The sequence below is a fragment of the Rubrimonas cliftonensis genome, assembly GCF_900107585.1.
In the GTDB taxonomy this organism is placed as follows: domain Bacteria; phylum Pseudomonadota; class Alphaproteobacteria; order Rhodobacterales; family Rhodobacteraceae; genus Rubrimonas; species Rubrimonas cliftonensis.
Window position 1 is genome coordinate 119,948 of record NZ_FNQM01000010.1, and the last position, 22,094, is coordinate 142,041.

General features: G+C 73.5%; 26 protein-coding genes. 20 read left to right on the forward strand and 6 right to left on the reverse strand.

The genetic code is table 11. From position 1 onward, the window contains the following. The first annotated feature begins 12 nt into the window (after window positions 1-12). The 4 genes from BLW43_RS15040 to BLW43_RS15055 all read left to right on the forward strand — a co-directional run bounded on the left by BLW43_RS15040 (window position 13) and on the right by BLW43_RS15055 (window position 3,709). A complete protein-coding gene (locus BLW43_RS15040; protein WP_093254742.1) occupies window positions 13-705 on the forward strand; it encodes a molybdate ABC transporter substrate-binding protein in 693 nt (230 codons plus the stop codon). Window positions 706-855: 150 nt separating this feature from the next. Further along, window positions 856-1,848 (forward strand): TRAP transporter substrate-binding protein DctP, encoded by a 993-nt coding sequence (gene dctP, locus BLW43_RS15045; RefSeq protein ID WP_093254683.1) that lies wholly within the window; start codon window positions 856-858, stop codon window positions 1,846-1,848. Between the two features lie 34 nt (window positions 1,849-1,882). Beyond that, entirely contained in the window at window positions 1,883-2,395 is a 513-nt protein-coding gene (locus BLW43_RS15050) for a TRAP transporter small permease (protein ID WP_093254684.1), read from the forward strand. A 3-nt stretch (window positions 2,396-2,398) separates the two neighbouring features. Further along, window positions 2,399-3,709, forward strand: a complete 1,311-nt coding sequence (locus BLW43_RS15055; protein ID WP_093254686.1) for a TRAP transporter large permease — start codon at window positions 2,399-2,401, stop codon at window positions 3,707-3,709. A gap of 11 nt (window positions 3,710-3,720) precedes the next feature. Here the strand turns inward: BLW43_RS15055 and BLW43_RS15060 are convergent, their stop codons facing one another. From BLW43_RS15060 to pdxH, 3 genes are all read right to left on the reverse strand, one after another. After that, window positions 3,721-4,032: a hypothetical protein gene (locus BLW43_RS15060; protein WP_093254687.1), complete on the reverse strand. Its 312-nt coding sequence runs from the start codon at window positions 4,030-4,032 to the stop codon at window positions 3,721-3,723. Window positions 4,033-4,220: 188 nt separating this feature from the next. Beyond that, entirely contained in the window at window positions 4,221-4,961 is a 741-nt protein-coding gene (locus tag BLW43_RS15065; protein ID WP_093254688.1) for an SDR family NAD(P)-dependent oxidoreductase, read from the reverse strand. 145 nt (window positions 4,962-5,106) lie between these two features. Beyond that, window positions 5,107-5,730, reverse strand: a complete 624-nt coding sequence (pdxH, locus tag BLW43_RS15070; protein WP_093254689.1) for a pyridoxamine 5'-phosphate oxidase — start codon at window positions 5,728-5,730, stop codon at window positions 5,107-5,109. Between the two features lie 161 nt (window positions 5,731-5,891). Here pdxH and BLW43_RS15075 point away from each other — a divergent pair, with 161 nt between their 5' ends. From BLW43_RS15075 to BLW43_RS15145, 15 genes are all read left to right on the forward strand, one after another. Then, window positions 5,892-6,299 carry an OmpA family protein gene (locus BLW43_RS15075; protein WP_093254691.1) on the forward strand — a complete coding sequence of 136 codons (408 nt, stop codon included), beginning with the start codon at window positions 5,892-5,894 and terminating at the stop codon, window positions 6,297-6,299. Continuing rightward, window positions 6,296-7,462 (forward strand): tetratricopeptide repeat protein, encoded by a 1,167-nt coding sequence (locus tag BLW43_RS15080; protein ID WP_093254692.1) that lies wholly within the window; start codon window positions 6,296-6,298, stop codon window positions 7,460-7,462. The genes BLW43_RS15075 and BLW43_RS15080 overlap by 4 nt, the downstream gene beginning before the upstream one ends. Window positions 7,463-7,616: 154 nt before the next feature. After that, complete coding sequence (fabI, locus tag BLW43_RS15085) at window positions 7,617-8,432, forward strand: enoyl-ACP reductase FabI (RefSeq protein ID WP_175478937.1); 816 nt, start codon at window positions 7,617-7,619, stop codon at window positions 8,430-8,432. A 10-nt stretch (window positions 8,433-8,442) separates the two neighbouring features. Next, a complete protein-coding gene (gene gpt / locus BLW43_RS15090; RefSeq protein WP_093254693.1) occupies window positions 8,443-8,949 on the forward strand; it encodes a xanthine phosphoribosyltransferase in 507 nt (168 codons plus the stop codon). 80 nt (window positions 8,950-9,029) lie between these two features. Next, entirely contained in the window at window positions 9,030-9,443 is a 414-nt protein-coding gene (locus BLW43_RS15095; RefSeq protein ID WP_093254745.1) for a Cu(I)-responsive transcriptional regulator, read from the forward strand. 67 nt (window positions 9,444-9,510) lie between these two features. Further along, on the forward strand, window positions 9,511-9,945 hold the full coding sequence (locus tag BLW43_RS15100; protein WP_093254695.1) for a hypothetical protein: 435 nt from the start codon (window positions 9,511-9,513) through the stop codon (window positions 9,943-9,945). Between the two features lie 2 nt (window positions 9,946-9,947). Beyond that, the gene (locus tag BLW43_RS15105) at window positions 9,948-10,640 is read left to right on the forward strand and encodes a MotA/TolQ/ExbB proton channel family protein (RefSeq protein WP_093254696.1); all 693 of its coding nucleotides are present in this window, start codon (window positions 9,948-9,950) and stop codon (window positions 10,638-10,640) included. Continuing rightward, window positions 10,633-11,049: an ExbD/TolR family protein gene (locus BLW43_RS15110; RefSeq protein WP_093254698.1), complete on the forward strand. Its 417-nt coding sequence runs from the start codon at window positions 10,633-10,635 to the stop codon at window positions 11,047-11,049. The genes BLW43_RS15105 and BLW43_RS15110 overlap by 8 nt, the downstream gene beginning before the upstream one ends. Before the next feature lie 4 nt (window positions 11,050-11,053). Then, the gene (locus tag BLW43_RS15115) at window positions 11,054-11,452 is read left to right on the forward strand and encodes a biopolymer transporter ExbD (protein WP_139284083.1); all 399 of its coding nucleotides are present in this window, start codon (window positions 11,054-11,056) and stop codon (window positions 11,450-11,452) included. A 10-nt stretch (window positions 11,453-11,462) separates the two neighbouring features. Next, window positions 11,463-12,560 carry an energy transducer TonB family protein gene (locus BLW43_RS23630; RefSeq protein WP_175478938.1) on the forward strand — a complete coding sequence of 366 codons (1,098 nt, stop codon included), beginning with the start codon at window positions 11,463-11,465 and terminating at the stop codon, window positions 12,558-12,560. 151 nt (window positions 12,561-12,711) lie between these two features. Further along, window positions 12,712-14,190: a cytochrome c oxidase accessory protein CcoG gene (ccoG, locus tag BLW43_RS15125; RefSeq protein ID WP_093254702.1), complete on the forward strand. Its 1,479-nt coding sequence runs from the start codon at window positions 12,712-12,714 to the stop codon at window positions 14,188-14,190. Window positions 14,191-14,193: 3 nt separating this feature from the next. Next, window positions 14,194-14,691, forward strand: coding sequence for a FixH family protein (locus BLW43_RS15130; RefSeq protein ID WP_093254704.1), 498 nt, complete (start codon window positions 14,194-14,196; stop codon window positions 14,689-14,691). A 16-nt stretch (window positions 14,692-14,707) separates the two neighbouring features. After that, entirely contained in the window at window positions 14,708-17,002 is a 2,295-nt protein-coding gene (locus tag BLW43_RS15135) for a heavy metal translocating P-type ATPase (RefSeq protein WP_093254705.1), read from the forward strand. Continuing rightward, window positions 16,999-17,145, forward strand: a complete 147-nt coding sequence (gene ccoS, locus BLW43_RS15140) for a cbb3-type cytochrome oxidase assembly protein CcoS (protein WP_093254707.1) — start codon at window positions 16,999-17,001, stop codon at window positions 17,143-17,145. The genes BLW43_RS15135 and ccoS overlap by 4 nt, the downstream gene beginning before the upstream one ends. 84 nt (window positions 17,146-17,229) lie before the next feature. Further along, window positions 17,230-18,729, forward strand: coding sequence for a protein adenylyltransferase SelO (locus tag BLW43_RS15145; RefSeq protein ID WP_093254708.1), 1,500 nt, complete (start codon window positions 17,230-17,232; stop codon window positions 18,727-18,729). Window positions 18,730-18,765: 36 nt separating this feature from the next. On the opposite strand, the gene BLW43_RS15150 is transcribed toward BLW43_RS15145, so the two are convergent. The 3 genes from BLW43_RS15150 to doeA form a co-directional block, all read right to left on the reverse strand. Beyond that, window positions 18,766-19,164 (reverse strand): hypothetical protein, encoded by a 399-nt coding sequence (locus BLW43_RS15150; protein WP_139284085.1) that lies wholly within the window; start codon window positions 19,162-19,164, stop codon window positions 18,766-18,768. Window positions 19,165-19,228: 64 nt separating this feature from the next. Beyond that, the gene (doeB, locus tag BLW43_RS15155; RefSeq protein WP_245731065.1) at window positions 19,229-20,248 is read right to left on the reverse strand and encodes a N(2)-acetyl-L-2,4-diaminobutanoate deacetylase DoeB; all 1,020 of its coding nucleotides are present in this window, start codon (window positions 20,246-20,248) and stop codon (window positions 19,229-19,231) included. Continuing rightward, a complete protein-coding gene (gene doeA, locus BLW43_RS15160) occupies window positions 20,245-21,423 on the reverse strand; it encodes an ectoine hydrolase DoeA (RefSeq protein ID WP_093254714.1) in 1,179 nt (392 codons plus the stop codon). Before doeA ends, doeB begins: the two co-directional genes overlap by 4 nt. Window positions 21,424-21,554: 131 nt before the next feature. Here doeA and BLW43_RS15165 point away from each other — a divergent pair, with 131 nt between their 5' ends. Further along, complete coding sequence (locus BLW43_RS15165) at window positions 21,555-22,058, forward strand: Lrp/AsnC family transcriptional regulator (protein WP_093254716.1); 504 nt, start codon at window positions 21,555-21,557, stop codon at window positions 22,056-22,058. Window positions 22,059-22,094: the final 36 nt, after the last annotated feature.

Genomic DNA, 22,094 nt, shown 5'->3' on the forward strand with positions numbered 1-22,094 from the left:
GAGCGCGAGGCGATGGACCTGAAAATCCTCAGCGGCGGCGCGGCGAACGGGCTCGTGACCGCGCTCGCCGACGCCTTCAGGGGCGCGGCGGGCATGGGGATCGCGGGCGATTTCGGCGCGGTGGGGGTGATGCGCGACCGGGTGCTCGGCGGCGAGCGGCTGGATGCGGTGATCCTGACCAGGGCGATCCTCGAACAGCTCGCGGCAGGCGGCCATGTCGATCCGGCGAGCGTTCGCGACGTCGGCAGGGTCTCGACGGCGACCGCGACGCGCGACGGGGCGCCTGAGCCCGACGTCTCCAGCGCCGAGGCGCTGCGCGCCGCGCTGCTGGCGGCGGACGCGGTCTATGCGCCCGACACCGTGCGCTCCACCGCGGGGGTTCACTTCGCGCACGTCCTGGACCGGCTCGGCGCGCGGGAGGCCGTCGCGCCGAAGCTGCGCGAGTTCCCCAACGGCCAGACCGCGATGGCGGCGATGGCGGCGGGCGACGACGCACGTCCGCTCGGCTGCACCCAGATCACGGAGATCCTCAACACCCCCGGCGTGCGCCCGCTCGGCGACCTGCCGGCCGGCTGCGGGCTTGTCACGACCTACAGCGCCGGGGTGCTGGCGGACGCCGCCCAACGCGAGGCGGCGGAGACGCTGATCGCGATCCTGACGGCGCCGGAGAACGCCGCCGCGCGCCGCAAGGCGGGGTTCGCGTGACGCCGGGCGGGGCGACGGGGGGCGTCGTTCCCGGCCCGCAACGAAGGGCCCCGCCGCCGGGCCGCCGAAGAAGCGCGTGAACAAGGGCCGGGGGCCGCGACAAGGCCCGCAACAACGGCTCGACGTCATCGATGAAGGGGAGAGGAACCCATGAAGACAGCACTGAAGGCGGCCCTCGTCGCCGTCGCCGCCCTCGTCGGCGCCGCCGCGTTCGCCGAGACCACCCTGACCACGCAGACCGCGCTGCCCACCCGGCACGCGCTCTCGCAGAGCTATATCAGGCATTTCGTCGAGCCGCTGAACGAGGCGGGCAAGGGCGTCGTGCAGATCAACCTGCTCGGCGGCCCCGAGGTGACGCCTGCCGACCGTGCGCCGCAGGCGATGCAGCGCGGCGTGATCGACATCCTGCACATCCCCGCCGCCTATGTCGCCGGGCTGGTGCCGCAGGCGCAGGCGATGATGCTGCAGAACGTCGGCATCGAGAAGCTGCGCGCCGAGGGCGCGGTCGAGGCCTATGACGACATCTTCGGCGACCGGCTCAACGCGCATCTGCTGGCGTGGTCGGAGACGGGGCCGGGCTCGGGCTACTACCTCTACACCAGGAAGATGCCGGCGATGAAGGATGGCGTGGTCGACTTCACCGGCCAGTCCCTGCGCACCACTGGGGCCTACCGCCCGATCCAGGAGGCGCTGGGCGCCACGACGGTCCAGATCCCATCCGGCGACGTGCCGACGGGGCTGGAGCGCGGCGTGATCGACGGCTTCGGCTGGCCGACGGTGGGCCTGAAATCCATCGGCCTCGCCGAGGCGGTGGACTATCGCATCGAGCCGGCCTTCTACAATCTCGCCAACGTCGTGCTGATCTCGCGCGATCGCTGGGAGAGCCTGTCGCAGGAGGCGCGCGATCTCGTCACCCGCGTCGCGCGCGACTACGAGACAGCCTCGGTGCAGGAGATGATCGACCGCAACCGCGAGGACATCGCCGCCGCCGACGAGGCCGGGATCGAGGCGGTCCGCATGGAGGGCGCCGACGCGGCGAAGTACCTCTCCATCGCGTCCGAGGCGATGTGGAGCCGCGTCGAGGAGAAGGTCGGCGCCGACGAGGTCGGCCGCCTGCGCGGCCTGCTCTACCGGACCGAGTGAGACCGATGCGGGACGGCGAGCGGGCGCCCCGCCCATGCTGAGAGCGATCGGGAGAGCCTACCATCTCCTGCTGACGGGCTGCGTCGCGCTGGCGGCGCTGCTCCTCCTGACCGGGATCGCGCTCGTCGTGGTCGACGTCGTCACGCGCGCCAGCGGGCTGCGGCCGCCGGGCTACACGGTGGCGTTCGTGGAGTACATCCTGCTGTATTTCACGCTGCTCAGCGCGCCGTGGCTGGTGCGGATCAAGGGCCATGTCCTGACCGACATGCTCGTGGTCCGCATGCCGGCGACGCTGCGGCTGGTCTGCGCGAAGGCCGTCTATCTCGTGTGCATCGCCGTCTCGCTGGTCTTCGCCGTTCAGGGCTGGCTGCTGTTCCAGGAGGGCCTGCGCTTCGGCTATGTCGACGAACGCTCGGTCGATATTCCCTACTGGGCGCTCTACGTCCTGTTCCCGCTCTGTTTCTCGATGATCGCGGTGGAGTTCGCGCGCTACCTGCTCGGGTTCGACTCGCTCTATGACCGCGACAAGCCCGTGGAGGCGATCTGAGCCGTGGAGTGGTATTGGGCGCTTTCGCTGCTGCTGTCGCTCGTGATCGGCTTCATGGTGCTGGGGATGCCGGTCGCCTTCGCCTTCATGGCGACGAACCTGATCGGCGCGCTGGTTTTCATAGGCGGCTCGACCGCGCTGATCCAGGTGGTCGACAACTCCACGTCGCTGATCACGCGGTTCCAGCTCGCTCCGGTGCCGTTCTTCATCTTCATGGGCTCGCTGTTCTTCTATTCGGGGCTCGCCAACCGGGTGTTCGACACGCTCGACAAGATACTGGGGCGGATGCCGGGACGGCTGTGCTACCTCACCGTCGCCGGCGGCACGGCGTTCTCGACGTTGACCGGCTCCAGCATGGCCAACACCGCGATGCTGGGGTCGCTGATGGTGCCGGAGATGCGCCGGCGCGGCTATCACTGGCGGATGGCGCTGGGGCCGATCCTCGGCACCGGCGGGCTCGCCATGATCATCCCGCCCTCGACGCTGGGGGTGCTGCTGGCGTCGCTGGCGGGGATGGACGTCGGCCGCTTCCTGATCGCGGGGATCGTTCCGGGCTTCCTGCTGGCGCTGCTCTACACCGGGCTCATCACCGCGCAGATCCGGCTGAACCCCGAGGCAACGCCGCAATACGACATCGAGCGCATCGGGCGCCGGGAGATGTTGAGGCTGTCGCTGATCAACATCGTCCCCATGGGGTTGGTGGTGCTGATGGTGATCGGGCTGATCATCTTCGGGATCGCGACGCCGACCGAGTCCGCCGCCTTCGGCGTGCTGGGCGTGCTGATCCTGACGCTCGCGTTCCGCATGTTCTCCGTGGAGGTGATCCGGAAATCCGTGCTGGCGACGTTGAAGGTCGCCGGCATGGTGTTCTTCATCATCCTCAACTCCAGCATCTTCAGCCAGTTGCTGGCCTTCTCGGGCGCAAGCTCGGGGATGCTGGCCTTCGCGACCTCCTTCGACGTGCCGAACTGGACCGTGCTGGCGCTGATCTTCTGCTCGCTGATCCTGCTCGGCATGTTCATGGACCCGGTGTCGATGATGCTGATCACGATCCCGATCTTCTTCCCGCTGATCGAGCGGCTGGGGATCGACCCGCTGTGGTTCGGCCTGTTCATGCTGATCGCGCTGGAGATGAGCCAGACGACGCCGCCCTTCGGCCTGCTGCTGTTCGTGATGCTGGGCGTGGCGCCGGAGGGCACGACGCTGCGTCAGGTCGCCGTCGCCGCGGCGCCGTTCCTCGGCTGCGACTTCCTGCTGATCCTGCTGATGGCGCTGTTTCCCGGGATCGTGCTGTTCCTGCCGGGGCTGATGTAGCGGGGCCCGCGTCAGGTGGCCGCGATGGCGACGCCGGCCACAACGACCAGACCGCCCAGCACCTCCCGCGGCGAGACGTCCTCGCCGAGCGCGACGAAGGAGACGCCCGCGATCACCAGGCATTCGACGCCGAGGACCGCGACGTAGATCACCGAAAGCCGCTCGATCCGCAGCGCCTCGACCTCGCACCACGCCCCCAGCGCCATGGCGCCGGCGATCAGCGCCGCCATGGCGACGGGTGGCGCCGCGCCCCAGAACTTCATCAGGATCATGGCGCCGGCGTAGAAGGCGGCGGCGCCGAGAATGAGCAGTGCAAGCTCCATATGTCGTCGCCTCTCCGCGGCGGGAGCGATCGGCGAATCTGACGTGCAGGTTTCCAGCATGACCGCGCCCCGAATGATTTCTGGCGATCAGGTTAACCCTGCGTCATGGCGCAGCCTGTGACCTCCGGCACAGGTCGCGCATTCAGGTGACGCGCGGCCGGGTCGCCGCCAGCGCCGACGCCGCGCGGTCAGACGTGCTGGCCGCCGTTGATCTCGATCTCGACGCCGGTGACGTAGCTGCTGGCGTCGGTGCAGAGATAGTAGATGGTGCGCGCGACCTCCTCGGGCTTGCCGAGGCGGCGCAGCGGCAGGCTCTCGGCGAGCTTGTCTGTGCCGGGGGAAAGGATCGCCGTTTCGATCTCGCCGGGCGCGATGGCGTTCACCCGCACGCCATGCGGGCCGAAATCATGCGCCATCTCGCGCGTCAGCGCGGCGAGCGCAGCCTTGGAGGTGGAATAGGCCGCCCCGGCGAAGGGGTGCACGCGCGCGCCGGCGATGGAGGTGACGTTGACGACCGCCCCCTGCGCCGCGACCAGTTCCCTGAACAGTCCCCGCGCCAGCACGACGCTGGAGAAGAAGTTGACGTGGAACACCCGCCCCCAGTCGCGCAGGTCGGTGTCGAGCGTGTTCAGCCGCGCGCCGCCCTCGCCCTTGGGCGATATGCCGGCGTTGTTGACCAGAGCATGGAGCTTGCCGTCCGGCAGCCGCGCGCGGATCTCTGCGACCGCCTTCATCGTGTTGTCGGGGCTGGCGAGGTCGACCTGGATATGGTCCGCCTCGCCGGCCTCCCACGGGCAGTCCTCCGGGAAGGGCTGGCGCGAGCAGGAGATGACGCGCCACCCCGCCGAGGAGAAGCGCTTCACCGTCGCGTGGCCGATGCCGCGGCTGGCGCCGGTGAGCAGCAGGGTCTTGCGTTCGCTGTCTGGCATGGGGCGCCCGTCCGGTTTCGCCGGCGCGCGCCGGCTTCGCGAGCATTCGCACGCTCCGAGCCCAGCGCCAACCGGGAACTGCCGGGGGCGCCGTGCCGGCCGCCATACCCTTCGCCGGCCCGCGGGGCGCGACCCTCCCGGCCCGTCAAGGGTTGAGGCGCGTCGTCGTCCACGCCGCGCTGTCGACGTTCTCGCGGGTCCAGCGGAATCGGTCATGCATGCGGAAGGCGCCGTTGGCCCAGAACTCGATCTCCAGCGGGCGGATGCGGAAGCCGCCCCAGTGCTCCGGGCGCGGCGGCCGGGCGGGGTAGCGCGCGGCGACCTTCGCGGCCTCGGCCACCAGCGCGGCGCGGCTGGCCAGCGGGCGCGACTGCTTAGACGCCCAAGCGCCGATCCGGCTCTGGTAGGCGCGGGAGGCGTAGTAGGCGTCGGCGGTCTCGGCGTCCACCAACTCCACCGGCCCGCGCGCGCGCAGCTGCCGGCGCAGGCTCTTCCAGTGCATGGTGAAGGCCGCCTGGGGGTTGGCCTTCAGCTCCTCGCCCTTGGCGCTCTCGAAGTTGGTGTAGAAGACGAAACCGCCGCCCGGGTTGGCGCCCTCGATGTCCTTCAGCAGCACCATGCGCACGTTGGGCAGGCCGTCGGCGCCGCAGGTCGCCAGCGCGATGGCGTTGGCGTCCTCCGGTTCGGCGGCCTCCGCCTGCGCGAGCCACGAGCGGGCGAGGGCGAAGGGATCCTCCCCGATGAAGATCGCGCTCTCGTCCTGCGCCATGCGGCTGCTCCCGTTCCATCATCGCGGTAGCACCTAGCGCCGCCGGGCAGCGGGATCGAGGGCGAGCGACGTCGCCCTCTGCCACATTCACGCTATTTCCACCAGTCGCCGGGCGTTCAGCGGCATGTTTTTTCGCGTTGGGTGAAACGGGAGTGTGGAGCATGAAGAGGAAGTTTGCGGCTGCGGCCGCGCTGGCGTGCTGTCTGGGGTTCTGGGGCGCCGGCGCTGCGGCGCAGGACGCCGAGGGCGTCAGGATATTCTTCGGCGTGGGCGAGAGCGCGGTCTCGGCCGATCAGCAGGCGACGCTCGACCGGGCCGCGCGCATCTTCCGCGAGGGCGACCCGATCGTGATGATCGTCTCGGGCGCGGCCGACACCCAGGGGCCAGCGGCGCTGAACCTCGCGCTCAGCATCGAACGGGCGAACTCGGTGTGGAAGGGTCTCACCGAGCGCGGCATCCCCGCCGAGCGGCTCCAGGTGGTCGGCCGCGGCGTCGCTGGGTCGCCGGTCGCGACGGGTCCGGGCGTCGACGAGCCGCGCAACCGCGTGGTGGAGATCACCTGGCGATGAGGCGCGGCGCGCTTGCGGCGGTCCTGCTCCTTGGCCTTGCGGGGCCGGCCCCCGCCCAGCAGACCGGCTTTCCGCCGCAGGCGACGCGCGCCGAGGCCGCCGACGCGGCGCCGGGGCAGGCGGCCTTCGACCGACGCGACTATGCCGAAGCGGCGCGGCTCTGGCGCGAGGCGGCGGGCGCAGGGTCGGCGGCGGCGAAGTTCGGGCTCGGGCTGATCGCCGATCTCGGTCTCGGCGCTCCGCGCGACGCTGCGCGGGCGCGACGCTGGTTTCTCGACGCCGCGGAGGCCGGCCACGCCTCCGCGCAGTTCAACGTCGCAGTCATGCTGGACAGCGGCGCCGACGGGCTGCGCGACGTCGAGGCCGCGGCGCTCTGGTATGGCCACGCCGCAGCGCGCGGCGCGGCGCGGGCGCCCTTCAACCTCGGCCTGATGTTCGCCGCCGGCGACGGCGCGCCGGTCAATCCCGGCGTGGCGGCGAGCTGGATGGCCAAGGCGGCGGAGGCGATACCCGCCGCGCGCGAGCGCATCGCGGCGCTGCGCGCGGCGGCGGCGGTCGCGCCGCGCGTCTTCGAGGCGCCGACGCCGCTCGGCGCGCTGGCGGCGCCGGACGGCGTGAGCCTCGCGTGGTCCCTGCGCCCGGCGCCGCTCGGCGCGACGGTTCTGGTCGAACTCGCCGACGCGCAGGGGCGCCCCGCCGCCCCGCCGGTCCTGCTGCAGGCGGACGCGCCGACGGCGATCCTCGCGCAGGCCCCGCCGGAGGTGGCGCTGCTCTGGCGCGTGAGTCTTATCGACGCCGCCGGCGCGCGCAGCGCCACGATGGGATGGCGCCCGGCGCGCGGCGACGTCCCGGGGCCGCGGGGCAGGCTGGTGCTGAGCCATGCGCCGGGCGACGCCGCCGCCGCGCGCCTCGCCGCGGCGCTCGCGTCGGGCTTCTCGCGCGCGGGCTTCTGGGTCAGCGCGCTCGCCGAGCCCGGCGCGGCGGCCGCCACCGCCGTCTCCTATCGCTTCGCCGAGGACGCTGCGCTCGCGCGCTCTGTCGCGGCGAGCCTGCCGGCGCTGGACGCCTCGGCGGTGGGCGCGCCGGAGGACGGGCCGGGGGGCGGCGCGCCCGCCTCGCCCGGCGCGGTTCGCGTCAGGCTCGTCGGCGGCCCGGCGCCGTGATCGGGCCCGCGCCCCGCGGCCGCTCCCGTGGTCGGTCCCGCGGGCGGGCCGCAGTCTCGTCCACGGGACGGCGCGCGGGCGCGCGGGGAGCGGCTTGAAGGGGCGGTGATCTTCCCCTAAAGCCCCCCCTTAACTCGTGGGTCGGAGGTGGGATATGGGCGATCTGATGGCGGGCCGTCGCGGGCTCGTAATGGGTGTCGCCAACGACAAGTCGATCGCCTGGGGCATCGCGAAGGCATGCGCGGCGCAGGGGGCCGAGCTGGGCTTCACCTATCAGGGCGACGCGCTCAGAAAGCGTGTCGAGCCGCTGGCCGCCTCAGTCGGTTCGGACCTCGTGCTGCCCTGCGACGTGACGGACATGGCGAGCGTCGATGCGACCTTCGCGGCGGTGGCCGAGAAGTGGGGGCGGCTCGACTTCCTCGTGCACGCCATCGCCTACGCCGACAAGAACGAGCTGAAGGGCCGCTACGTCGACACCTCGCTCGACAACTTCCTGCTGTCGATGAACGTCTCGTGCTACAGCTTCACCGCGGTCGCCCAGCGCGCCGAGAAGCTGATGACCGAGGGCGGTTCGATGGTGACGCTGACCTATTACGGTTCCGAGCGCGTGATGCCTCACTACAACGTGATGGGCGTCGCGAAGGCCGCGCTGGAGGCGTCCGTTCGCTACATGGCGATGGACCTCGGGCCGAAGAACATCCGCGTCAACAGCCTCTCGGCCGGGCCGATCAAGACGCTGGCGGCCTCCGGCATCGGCGATTTCCGCTACATCCTGAAGTGGAACGAGCTGAACTCGCCGCTGCGACGCAACGTGACGCAGGACGACGTGGGCAAGGCGGGTCTCTACCTGCTGAGCGACCTCGCATCCGGCGTCACCGGCGAGTGCCATCACGTCGACTGCGGCTATCACGTCGTCGGCATGAAGGCGGAGGACGCGCCCGACATCGACGTGGCGCGGGACAAGGCGTGAGGCCCCTGCGATGAGCCAGACCTCGCCATACGACAAGGGTTTCCACATCTCCTGGGACCAGGTGCACCGCGACAGCAAGGCGCTGGCGTGGCGGCTCGACCATCAGGGGCCGGGCGCCGGCGGCGAGTGGCGCGCGGTGGTGGCGATCACCCGCGGCGGGCTGGTGCCGGCGGCGATCGTGGCGCGCGAGCTCAACATCCGCGTGATCGACACGATCAGCGTGAAGTCCTACGACCACAAGAACCAGATCGAGGCGCAGGTGCTGAAGGCGCCGGACGCCACGCTGGTGCGCGACGGCGACGGCATTCTCGTGATCGACGATCTCGTGGACACGGGCCGGACGCTCGAAGTCGTGCGCGCGCGCTATCCGCGCGCCCATTTCGCCACGGTCTACGCCAAGCCCAAGGGCCGGCCGCTGGTCGACACCTTCATCACCGAGGTCAGCCAGGACACATGGATTTACTTTCCGTGGGACATGGCGATGCAGTATGTGGAGCCCCTGCGCGGCGCCAGTTGACCCGCGGCGCAGGGGCCGGAGGACCGCCGATGACCCGCCCCGAAGATGCGCTCCCCCATGACGCGCGCCGTGAGCGCGAGGTGAGCATCGGCGAGGCCGCCGCCGCGAGCGGCCTGCCGGCCAAGACCATCCGCTACTACGAGGAGATCGGGCTGCTGGCGCCGAAGCGCGGCGCCAACGGCTATCGCGCCTTCTCGGGCGCGGACGTGCGCCGGCTGGCCTTCATCGGGCGCGCGCGGTCGCTCGGCTTCTCCATCGAGGACTGCCGGGCGCTGGCCTCGCTCTACGCCGACCGCCGCCGCGCCAGCGCCGACGTCAAGCGCATCGCTGAGAGCCACATCGCCCGCATCGGCGCGCGCATCGCGGCGCTGGAGATGATGCGCTCAAGCCTCCAGGATCTCTCGCGCCGCTGCCATGGCGACGACCGGCCGGACTGTCCGATCCTTGAGGAGCTTGCGAGCGACGGCCCCGGCGAAAGCGCGCGCGACGCCTGAGCGGCTTGCCTTGCGCCCTCGGCGCCTTTCCATTAGCGCCGCAGGCGGCGGAACCGGGGAGGGCGCGATGGGGACGAGAAGCGTGGCTTCGACGGCGCTGGGCGTGGCGACGGCCGGCGCGCTTTCGGGTGCAGTCGGCTTCGCCGCCGCGGCCCAGACGCCGCTGACGCTGGAGCTGAACCGGCTTGAGAGCGTCGACGGCGGCTGCCGCGTCGACCTCGTGGTTGAGGCCGGGCCGGAGAGCGTCGACGTGCTGACGCTCGATCTGGTGCTGTTCAATCCCGCCGGGCTGATCCTGCGCCGTCTCGCGGTCGAGGCCGGGCCGGCGCCTGCGGGCAAGCGGCGGGTGCGCGCCTTCCTCGCCGAGGGGCTGTCCTGCGACTCGATCGGGTCCGCGCTGGTCAACGGCGTCATCGCCTGCGAGATCGGCGGCTCGGTCGCGACCGATTGCGAGCGCAGCATCACGACGCGCTCGCGGCTTCCCGTGGCGCTGGTGAACTGAGCATGGAGCGGCTGGCCGAGGCGATGGGGTCCACCGGCGCGCTGCTGGCGCGCGGCGGCCCGGTGGCGTGGCTGCTGGCGGCTCTCTCAATCGTCGCGGCGACGGTGGCGCTGGCGAAGCTGTGGCAGTTCGCGGTGGTCCGGCCGGCCGACCCCGCGCCGCGCCGCGCCGCGCTCCTGTGGCGGTCGGGTCGGCGCGCCGAGGCGGAGGCGGCGCTGGCGGGCGCGCGCAGCCCGGCGGCGGAGGGGCTCGCCTGCGCTGTCGCGGCCATGCGCGCCGGCGTCGCGCCGGAGACGGCGCGGGCGGAGGCGGCGCGCGTCGCCGAGGCGGCGCTGGACGACCTGCGCGACTGGCTGCGGCCGCTGGAGGTGATCGCCGCGCTGGCGCCGCTGCTCGGCCTGTTCGGCACCGTGCTCGGCATGATCGACGCCTTCGCGGCGATGGAGGCCGCCGGCGCGCAGGTCGACCCCGCCACGCTCTCCGGCGGCGTGTGGACCGCGCTGCTGACCACCGCGATCGGCCTCGGCGTCGCGATGCCCACGGTCGCGGCGCTCTCGTGGTGCGAGCGGCAGGTGGAGCGGGCCGAGCGCGCCGTTGACGACGCGCTCGCCGCCGCCTTCGGCCCTGCCTTGCCGGCGGTGGAAGCCGCCGCGGCGCCGGGCGCCGCGCAGTCTCTGCGGCCGCGCCTTGGCTGAGGCCGCCGCCCTTCCGCCGCAGCGCCGGCGCCGCGCGAGGCCGCGCGGGCCCGGCCTGACGGCGCTGATCGACGTCGTCTTCATCCTGCTGATCTTCTTCATGCTCGCCGCGAAGCTCGGGGTGGAGCGCGCGCTGACGATCGACGCCTCCGGCGAGGTCGCGGGCGGCATGGGCGTGGAGGGCGCGCTGCTGCTGGAGGTGACGCCGCAGGGCGGGCGGCTCTCGGGCGCGGCCATGGCGCCGGAGGCGCTGCGCGCCGCGCTCGCGGCGCGGCTCGCCGCCGACCCGGCGGCGCGCGTGCTCGTCAGCCCGCGCGACGGGGCCGACGCGGCGCAGGTGGTGGCCGCGCTCGACCTGCTCGCCGGGCTTGGCGCGCGCGGCGCCGCGCTGCTGCCGCCGGGGCGCTGAGGCGATGCGGCGCGAGCGGCGTCGGCGGGCGGGCGAGGAGCGGCTGCTGCCGCTGGTGAACGTCGTTTTCCTGCTGCTGCTGGTGTTCCTGATCGCGGGGCGGATCGCGCCGCCGCAGCCCTTCGCGGTGACGCCGCCGCCTACGGCGCAGGACGGCGCGCGCGAGGCCGGGCCTGCGCTGGTGGCGATGGCGGCCGATGGGCGGCTGGCGTTCGAGGGCGGCGAGATCGCCCGCGCCGACCTCATGGCGGCGCTGGCGGCGCGGCTCGCCGAGACCCCGGCGCTCGAAGTCTCGCTCATGGTGGACGAGGCTGCGGACGGCGCCGCGCTGGCGCGCCTTGCGGCGGAGATGCAGGCGCTGGGCGCGCGCACGCTGCGGCTCGGCGCGCGGGCCGCGCCATGACGGGCCAGCCATGACGGGCGGAACGCCTATGCGGCGGCGCGGCGCAGGGACGCTCGGCGCGGGTCATTTCGCGCTGGCCGGGCTGGCCGCAGGCGCCGCGCACGCCGCCGTCGCGACGCTCATCGGTCTCGGCGCGCCGCCGCCGGGAGCTGGCGGCGCCGCGACGGCGGGGCTGGAGCTCAGTCTTATGGCCGTTGGCGGCCCGGCAAGCGCCGGCGCGGCCGCCATTCCGGCCGCCCCTGCGCCGCCGCCGGCCGCCGCGCCGCCGGCGCCCGCTCACGACATCGCCGCGGCGCCGCGCCGCGACGCGCCGCCCGCCGTCGCGCCAGACGTCGCTCCCGCGCCGGCGCGGGCCCTGGAGCCTGCGCCGGCGTCGGGTCGCCCGCCGCCGCGCGCCGCCGAGGCGCCGCCGACGCCGGGACCGAAGATGGCGGCCGCCCCGCCCCCGGCGGCGGCGCCCAGGGCGAAGCCTGCCGCCGCGACGCTGGCCGAACCCGCGCCACGCGCCCCCGACGGCGCCGCCGCCCCGCCACCACCCCCGCCCGCGCCGCCCGCGCCGGCTGCGCCGGCGATACCCGCGGGCGCGTCCGACGCGCTCGCGGCGCGGGTCGCGCCGCCGCCGCTGCCGCGCCCCGAGGGGCTGGCGGGGCCGTCGCGACGGGCGGGCGCCGCCTCGTCGCGCCGCGCCGAGGCCGAGGCGCGCGTTGCGCCGACGCTCCCGGCGCGGGCGGAGGCTTCGGGGCCCTCCGGCGCCGGGTCCACGCCGGCGGAGAAGATCGCGGCAGCCCCGGCGGCCGCGGCGTCCGCGGCCGCCGACGGCGCCCGGCTGACCTATCTGACCCGGCTTCAGGCCGCGGTCGCCGCCCGCCAGCGCTACCCTGACGCCGCGCGCCGCCGCGGTGTCGAGGGCAGCGGCGCGGTGCGTTTCACCGTCCACGCCGACGGGGCCGTGAGCGCGGCGCGCCTCGCCCGGCGCACCGGCCACCCCGATCTCGACGCGGAGATGCTGGCGATGCTCAAGCGCGCCGCCCCGCTGCCGCCGATTCCCGCCGACCTCGGCGCCGGCGCGCTGGACGTCACCCTGCCGGTGGCCTTCGCCCTGCGCTGAGGCGCGGCGCCGCAAGGGGGGGCGCCGGGACGCGCCATGCGCTAGGTTGCATGATGGGGTGGCGCTGGTTGACCGGGGTCAATGCGTCCGCCTCGCCCGCGCCGCCAATGGGCGCGGACAGCATGACCGTCTGAGCCGCGAGAGGCGCGCGATGAACATCGAGAACCCGAACCCGCTCGCCCCGGACGTCGAGGTGGAGGAGCCGCGGCTCTACAAGGCGCGCGAGCCGATCTTTCCCAAGGCGGGCAAGGGCGTGTTCCGCACCTTCAAATGGCGGTTCCTGATCTTCGCGCTGGCGGTCTATTACGTCACGCCGTGGCTGCGCTGGGACCGGGGGCCGTTCGCGCCCGACCAGGCGGTGCTGATCGACCTCGCCAACCGGCGCTTCTACTTCTTCTTCATCGAGATCTGGCCGCAGGAATTCTACTACATCGCCGGCCTGCTGATCATGGCGGGCCTCGGCCTGTTCCTCGTGACCTCCGCCGTCGGCCGCGCCTGGTGCGGCTACGCCTGCCCGCAGACGGTGTGGACCGACCTGTTCATGTGGGTGGAGCGCCGCATCGACGGCGACCGCAACGCCCAGATCAGGCTGCATGAGCAGGGCTGGACCGCCGACAAGCTGCGCAAGCGCGTCGCCAAGCATGGCGTCTGGCTGCTGATCGCGCTCGCGACCGGCGGCGCCTGGGTGTTCTACTTCGCCGACGCGCCCACGCTGCTCGTCGACCTCGTCACCGGACAGGCGGCCACGGTCGCCTACGCCACCATCGCGGTGCTGACCTTCACGACGTACTCGCTGGCCGGGCTGATGCGCGAGCAGGTCTGCATCTACATGTGCCCGTGGCCGCGCATCCAGGGCGCGATGCTCGACGAGAACTCGCTGACCGTCACCTACAACGACTGGCGCGGCGAGCCGCGCTCGCGCCACCGCAAGAAGGCGCTCGCCGCCGCCGTGCCGGTGGGCGACTGCGTGGACTGCAACGCCTGCGTCGCGGTCTGCCCGATGGGCATCGACATCCGCAACGGGCCGCAGTTGGAATGCATCACCTGCGCGCTCTGCATCGACGCCTGCGACGCGGTGATGGAGAAGACCGGGCAGGACAAGGGCCTCATCGCCTACACCACCTTCAGGGACTACGACCGCCACAAGGCCGGCGACCATGCGATCGTCCCGATGATCCGGCGCGTGCTGCGCCCCCGCACGCTGATCTACCTCGCGGTGTGGGCCAGCATCGGACTGGCGATGCTGGCGATGGTGACCGGGCGTGACCGGCTCGACCTCAACGTGCTGCATGACCGCAACCCGCTCTACACCCCGCTTACGACCGGCGAGGTGCGCAACGGCTACACCGTCAAGACGCTCAACATGGTCGCGGAGCCGCGCCGCTTCCTGCTGCGGACCGAGGGCCTGCCTGGCGCGACGCTGTCGGCCGCGGGCGCCGCCGGCGACCCGGCCCCGACGCTGGAGATCGACGCCCCGCCGGACGCCGTGCGCGAGGTGCGCGTCCTGGTGACGGCGCCGGCGGACGGCCCGCGCCGCGAGTTCGACTTCGTGCTGGAGGAGATCACCGTCGGGGGCGCGCCGGGCGAGGCCGACCGCGTCGGCGCGGTGTTCCACGGGCCGGAGGACTGAGCGATGGCCGAACGCGCCCCTTCCGACTATGCGCCCCACGGCCGTCCTTTCACCGGCCGCAAGATGCTGCTGACGATCCTCGCCTTCTTCGGGGTGATCATCGCGGCCAACGGCGCGCTCACCTACTTCGCCCTGACCAATTTCCATGGCGTTGTGGTGGACAGCGGCTATGTCGCCAGCCAGCATTTCAATGAGACCCGCGCCGCCGCGGAGGCGCAGGCCGCCCGCGGCTGGGCCGTCTCCGTGGCCGACGAGGGCGGCGCGCCGGTGCTGACGCTGTTGGGCCCCGACGGGGTTGCGCCGCCGGGCCTCGAGGTCCACGCCAAGGCGCTGCGCACGCTCGACGCCAGGCTCGACCGCGCGCTGACCCTGCGCGAGACCGCGCCGGGCGTATGGACCGCCGACCAGCGCCTCTCCCATGGCCAGTGGCGCATCGCCCTCACCGCGACGGGCTTCGGCGAGCCCTACCGCGTGAGCCTGCCGCTGGTGGTGGCGCCGTGACCGGGGCGCTCTGACCATGGCCGGCTGCTGTCCCGCCGAGGCCGCCCTCGCTCTCGCCGGCCCCGAGGCCGCCGGCCGTCCGGCCCGCGCCGGCGCGCTGGAGCAGGCCGCCCGCGAGATCCGCCCCGGCGTCGCGCTCCTGCAACTCATGGCGCCGGGAATGCATTGCGGCGGCTGCGTCGCGACGCTTGAGCGCGCGCTTTCCCGCGCGCCCGGCGTCAGGGCCGCCCGCGCGAACCTCACCGCGAAGCGGCTTTCGATCGAATACGCGCCCGCCGAGACCACCGCCGCCGCCGTCGCCGACGTCGCCGAAGCCGCGGGCTTCGCCGTGCATCCCGCGCTCGACGCCGACAGCGCCGCGCGCGCGGAGGCCGCCGAGACGCGCGACCTGCTGGCCCGCATGGGCGTGGCGGGTTTCGCGGCGATGAACGTCATGCTGCTCTCGGTCTCCATCTGGTCGGGGGCCGACGCGGCGACGCGCGACCTGATGCACTGGATCTCGGCGCTGATCGCGCTGCCGGTTGTCGTCTATTCCGGCCGGCCGTTCTTCGTCTCGGCGCTGAAGGGCCTGCGCGCGGGGCGGCTCAACATGGATGCGCCGATCTCGCTGGCGGTGATCCTCGCGGCCTGCGTCTCGGTCTACGAGACCGCCCATGGCGGGGCGGAGGCGTTCTTCGACGCCGCGGTGATGCTGCTCTTCCTGCTGCTGGTGGGCCGCTATCTCGACCGGCTGATGCGCGCCCGCGCCCGATCCGCCGCCGCGGGGCTCATGGCGCTCCAGCCGCGCGGGGCGGTGGTGCGCGGCGCGGACGGCGCCGCGTGGACGGCGCTGGAGGCGATCCGCCCCGGCGACGTGACGGTGGTGGCGCCCGGCGAGCGCGTCGCGGTCGACGGCGTCGTGGTGGAGGGCGCCAGCGATCTCGACGCGAGCTGGCTGACCGGCGAGAGCGCGCCGGAGACGGCGGCGCCGGGCGCTGCGGTGCGCGCGGGCGCCATGAACCTGTCGGGCCCGCTGGCGGTGCGCGCGACGGCGGTGGGCGAGCGCTCGTCGCTCGGCGAGGTCGCGGCCCTGATGGCGGAGGCGGAGTCACGGAAGTCGCGCATCGCGCGCCTCGCCGACAAGGCGGCGGCCGTCTATGCGCCGGTGGTGCACCTCGTGGCGCTGGGCGCGTTCCTGTGGTGGATCGGCGACGGGGCGACGGTGCGGGAGGCCGCCTTCGTCGCCATCGCAACGCTCATCATCACCTGCCCCTGCGCGCTGGGTCTCGCCGCGCCGATGGCGCAGGCGACCGCCGCGGGGGCGCTGTTCCGGCGCGGCGTCATGCTGCGCGACGGCGCCGCGCTGGAGCGGCTGGCGCTGGTGGACCGCGCCGTGTTCGACAAGACCGGCACGCTGACCGAGGGCCGCCCCGCCATGCGCGCCCCCGGCGCGGCGGCCGGCGCGGCCCTGCCGCTGGCCGCGGCGCTCGCGGGCGGCAGCAGGCATCCGCTGGCGCAGGCGCTGGCGGCGGCGGCGCGGGCGGCCGGCGTCGTCCCTGGCCGGGTCGATGAGGTTCGCGAGGTTCCGGGCTACGGGGTGGAGGCCCGCACGGGCGGCGAGACGGTGCGCCTCGGCCGTGCGGCCTGGGTCGGCGCGGGAGAGGCGGAGGCCGTCGAGGCCGCCGAAGCCTCCGCCGTCTGGCTGTCGCGGCCCGGCGCCGCGCCGGTCGCCTATCTCTTCGACGACGCGCCGCGCTCCGGCGCCGTGGAGGCGGTGGCGCGGCTGGAGGCGGCGGGGCTGCGCGTCTCGATCCTGTCCGGCGACCGGCCCGGCCCGGTGGCGGCGCTGGCGGCGCGCCTCGGCGTCTCGGACTGGCGGGCGCAGGCCGGCCCGCAGGACAAGATCGCCGCGCTCGCCGCGATGAACGCCGAAGGCGCCCGCACGCTGATGGTCGGCGACGGGATCAACGACGCGCCGGCGCTCGCCGAGGCCTCCGTCTCGATCGCGCCCGCCTCCGCCGCCGACATCGGACGCGCGGCGGCGGACATCGTTCTGGTCGGCGAGGACCTGCGCGCCGTGGCGGAGGCCCACGCGCTCGCGCGCCGCACCCGCGCCGTCATCCTGCAGAACTTCGCCATCGCCGCGGCCTACAACTGCGTCGCGATCCCGCTGGCGGTCACGGGCCACGCCTCGCCGCTGGTCGCCGCCATCGCGATGTCGTCGTCCTCGATCCTTGTCGTCGCCAACGCGCTGAGGCTGGCGGGTGGCGGCCCGCGGACGGCGCCGGGCCGCGGGGCGCGGCTGCCGCAGGCCGCGGAGGCCGCCGCATGACCAACCTCCTGCTGCTCATCCCCGTCGCCATCGGTCTCGGCCTGCTCGGCCTGTTCGCCTTCGTCTGGACCCTGCGCAGCGGCCAGTACGACGACCTCGACGGCGCCGCAGAGCGCATCCTGCACGAGGACGACGAGTACTGATCGCGCCGCCGCGTCGCCTGGCCCGGTGGTCATCGCCTGCGGGAGCCCCTAGCTGTAGCGGGAGCCGCTCCGGGAGGGACGCCGATGACCGATGCCGCGACCGACGCAGCGACGGGGGCCGCAGGAGCCTTCCGTTTCGACAACAGCTACGCCCGCCTGCCCGAGCGCTTCTTCGCGCGCGTCGAGGCCGCGAAGCCGCCCGCGCCGAGCCTTCTGCGGCTGAACGAGGCGCTCGCGGTCGAACTGGGACTGGATCCCGTCTGGCTCGCGGGGCCCGACGGCGTCGCGGCGCTCAGCGGCCTGGCGTCGCCGCCGGGCGCCGAACCCATCGCCATGGCCTACGCCGGCCACCAGTTCGGCGGCTTCTCGCCGCAGCTCGGCGACGGCCGCGCGCTGCTGCTCGGCGAGATCGTCGCGCCCGACGGCCTGCGCCGCGACATCCAGCTCAAGGGCTCGGGCCAGACGCCTTTCTCCCGCCGGGGCGACGGGCGCGCGGCGCTTGGGCCGGTGCTGCGCGAACTCATCGTGGCGGAGGCGATGCATGCGCTGGGCGTTCCCACCACCCGCAGCCTCGCCGCGGTCCTCACCGGCGATCTCGTCCATCGCGAGACGCCGCTGCCCGGCGCGGTGCTGACGCGCGTGGCGCGGAGCCATGTGCGCTTCGGCACGTTCGAGTACTTCGCCGCGCGCGAGGACGACGACGCGCTCAGGACGCTGACCGACTACGTCGTTGCCCGGCACTACCCCGACCTCGCCGGGGCCGAGTTTCCCGCCGCGGCGCTGCTGGAGGCTGTCGTCGGGCGCACGGCGTCGCTGGTGGCGCAGTGGCAGGGGGTCGGCTTCATCCACGGCGTGATGAACACCGACAACATGTCGATCGTCGGCGAGACCATCGACTACGGCCCCTGCGCCTTCATGGACGTCTACCACCCCGCGACGGTGTTCAGCTCGATCGACGCGCAGGGCCGCTACGCCTACGGCAATCAGCCCCGCATCGCGCTCTGGAACCTCGCCCGTCTCGCGCAGGCGCTGCTGCCGCTGATGGGGGAAGGCGACGCCGCCGTGGCGCGGGCGCAGGCCGCGCTCGACGGCTATCCCGCGCGCTTTGAGGCGGGGTGGCTCGGCGTGTTCCGCGCCAAGCTGGGGCTGGCGACGGCCGGGGACGGCGACGCCGCGCTCATCCAGGACTTCCTGACGCTGCTGGCGGAGACGGAGGCCGACTTCACCAACGCCTTCCGCGCCCTCGCCGACGCGGCGGAGGGCGGGGGCGAGCCGCTGGCGGCGCAGGTTCCGGCGCAGGCGCGGCTCGATCCGTGGCTCGCGGCCTGGCGCGAGCGGCTGGCGCGCGAGGTCGTCGAACCTGCGGCGCGGGCGGCGTCGATGCGGCGGGCGAATCCTTGGGTCATTCCGCGCAACCACCGCGTCGAAGCGGCGCTTGCGTCGGCGGGCGAGGGCGATCTTGCGCCGCTGGACGCCCTGCGCGCCGTGCTCGCAGCGCCCTGCGAGGCCCAGCCGGAGGCCGAAGCCTACCGTGCGCCGCCACGGCCGGAGGAAGAGGTGCGCGCGACCTTCTGCGGCACCTGACCGGCCCCGGCGCGAGGGCCGGCCAGCGCTGGCCCGCTATTCGGGCGGGGCGAAGTTGATCGCCAGCTTCGGTTTCTCGGCCGGCGGCTCCTCGGCGGAAGGCGCCGCATCCGCCGCCGCGTCCTCCGCCGCGTCCTCCGCCTGGGGCTGTTCGGCCGCGGCCTCCTCGCGCCGCCGCGCCTCCTCCTCGAAGTCGAAGGCCCGCCATGCGCCGCCGACATGTTCCTCGACGAGTATCTCGCCCTCGTCGGCGCACATCCGGGCGTAGCGCATGATGGTCTCCAGAGCCCGGCTTCGCTCCTCGTCAACCGTGGTCATCGTCGCCACCCCGTTCACGGCCATCCGGAACTCATGCTTCTCGGGGCGGTTGATCCGCTCCCTCGCGCCGGATGCGGTGATCGCCTCGGGGGTTTTCCAGGACTTGCTCTGGGACATGTCGCGCGCCACGCTTCATAAGAGTTGCCGGTGCAATCTGCCCTGCACAGGGTGACGGCTTCGTTTACGGGCGGTCGCGCGGCGCTCGATCCGACGTCGCCACGACGCCGACCGTGTCTCCCGGCTGCACGAGCCCGGGAAAGTGCCGCGCGGCCAGCACGCCGTCCATCTTCGCCGTCACCGTCTCCGGCGCGACGCCGGTCCGGTCCAGCCGCCAGATCAGCGCCAGCGCGTCGCCGGCCCTGACCGTCGCGCCGAGGTCGACGCAGGGCTCCAGCATCCCCGCCTCGCCGGCGAAGCTGTAGCAGTCGAGCGAAGGCATCGAGAGGAGGCGCGACGGCGCGCGCTCGGGCTCGCCGTCCAGAACCCCGGCGTGGACCAGCACGTTGCGCAGGCCGCGCCGCGCGATGGCGACGCTCTCGGCGGTCGCCGTGCCGCCGCCGCGCAGCTCGGTCGTGACCAGCGCGACCCCGGCCTCCTCGAGCGCGGTGTCGAGCAGGCCGGCGGGGTCGAGCTCCAGCATCTTCATGGTGTAAGGCGCATTGAAGGCGGCGGCGGCGGCCGCGCAGCGCGCCTCCAGCGCCTTGTCCTCCAGAACATGGCTGGCGGCGAAGGGCAGGAAGTCGAGCGTGCGCCCGCCGGAATGGAAGTCGAGCGCGAGATCGGCCAGCGGCGACAGCGCGCGCATCACATAGTCCGCCACCTTCTCGGTCTGCGACCCGTTCCGGGCGCCGGGGAAGCACCGGTTCATGTTGACGCCGTCCACCGGCGAGACCCGCGTTCCCGCCTTCACCGCCGCGAAGTTGAGGAAGGGCAGGATGATGACGCGCCCCGCCATCGCGTCGGCGTGCAGCTCCCGCGCCAGCGCCAGCGCCGCCAGCGGCCCCTCGTACTCGTCGCCGTGGTTGCCGCCGGTCACGAGCACGGTGGGGCCGGGCTTCTCGCCGACCGCGACGCAGAACGGGATCATCAGGTTGCCCCAGGCGCTCTCGTTGCGGCTCCAGGGCAGGCGCAGATGGCCATGGCGCACGCCGGGCGCGTCGAGGTCCACCGTCGGGCGAATCGGATTGCCATCGGCGATCACGGCTTGACCACCAGCCGGCGCGGGACGTCGGCGAGGCATTCCGGGCCGGTTTCGCCGATGACGATGCTCTCGGTCAGCTCCAGCCCGAACTCCGCCATCCACAGCCCCGACATGAAGTGGAAGCACATGCCGGGCTTCAGTTCGGTCATGTCGCCGGGGCGGATCGACATGGTGCGCTCGCCCCAGTCCGGCGGATAGCTGAGCCCGATGGAGTAGCCCGCCCGGTTGGGCTTCTCGACGCCGTGGCGCGTCAGCACGCCGAAAAAGGCCGTGGCGATGTCGTCGCAGGTGTTCCCGGCCTTCGCCTGCTCCAGCCCCGCCGCCATGCTCTCCAGCACCGCGGCCTCGGCGTCGAGGATCGGCTGGGGCGGGCGCCCGAGGAAGATCGTGCGCGACAGCGGGCAGTGGTAGCGCTTCCGGCAGCCGGCGATCTCGAAGAAGGTCGCCTCCCCCGCCCGCATGGGCCGGTCGTCCCAGGTGAGGTGCGGCGCGGCGGCCTCGCGCCCCGACGGCAGCAGCGGCACGATGGCGGGATAATCGCCGCCGAACTCCGGCAGGCCGCGGGCGCCGGCGGCGGCGATCTCCGCCACCAGGTCGCATTTGCGCATTCCCGGCTCGACCAGCGCCACGATGCGCGCGTGCATCGCCTCGACGATGCGGGCGGCCTCGCGCATGTAGGCGAGTTCCTGCGGGGACTTCACCGCCCGCTCCCAGTTCACCAGCCCGGTCGCGTCGGAGAGCGTCGCGTTGGGCAGGCCCGCAAGGAGCGCGGCGTGGGCGGCGGCGGAATAGTAGTAGTTGTCCATCTCGACGCCGATCGGGCGCGCGCCCCAGCCGCGATCCACGATGGACTGCGCCAGCAGGTCCATCGGGTGGCGCTCGGTGGACTGCACATAGTGGTCGGGGTAGCCGAGGATGCGGTCCTCGCCCATCCACACGGTCAGGCGCGCGCCCGCCGCGTCCTGTCCCCTTCCGAACCACACCGGCTCGCCGTCGACGGGCAGCAGCACGCATTGATGGACGTAGAAGGACCAGCCGTCATAGCCGGTCAGCCAGTGCATGTTGGAGGGGTCCGACACCACCAGCAACTCCAGCCCCCGAACGGCCATGGCCGCCTGCGCGCGCGCCACCCGGCCGGCGTATTCCTCAAGCGTGAAGTTCAGCGTGGCGGGCATGGGCGGTCATCCTGAGGGGGCGCGGCCGGGGCTCCAGCCAAAGGCCATTTGGCGGAGGCGCGCAAGGCGCCCGCTTCCCGCCATGCGCCCCGCGCGCTAGGGCTTCGGGAGGCGCGGGGGAGTGGCGGCGAATGGCGGAGCGGCGGCTCGACGGGATCAGGCTCGATGGGCGCGACCGCGCGATCCTAGCCGTCCTGCGCCGCGAGGGCCGCATCACCAACGCCGAGCTCGCGCGCCGCGTGAACCTCTCGCCCACGCCGTGCTGGGCGCGGGTGCGGCGGCTGGAGCAGGCCGGCGTCATCACGGGTTATGTCGCTCGGGTCGCGCCCGAGGCTTTCGGCCGGCGCGTCACGGCGGTCGTGACCGTGGAGCTGGAGAGCCACCGCGCCGAGGACTTCGCCCGTTTCGAGGCCCATGTGCAGGGCGTGCCGGCGGTCTTCGACTGCGCCGCGGTCGGCGGCGGCGTCGACTATGTGATGAAGGTCTCCGCGGCGGACGTCGCGGCCTATCAGGCGGAGATGGACCGGCTGCTGGAGGCCGGCGTCGGCGTGAAGCGCTACTTCACCTATTTCGTGACCAAGCCGGTCAAGGAGGCGCCGCCGCCGCTGGACGGCGCGGAGGATTCTTCCGCCTGAGACCGGCGCGGGCGGCGTTTCTTCCGCCTCGCGCGC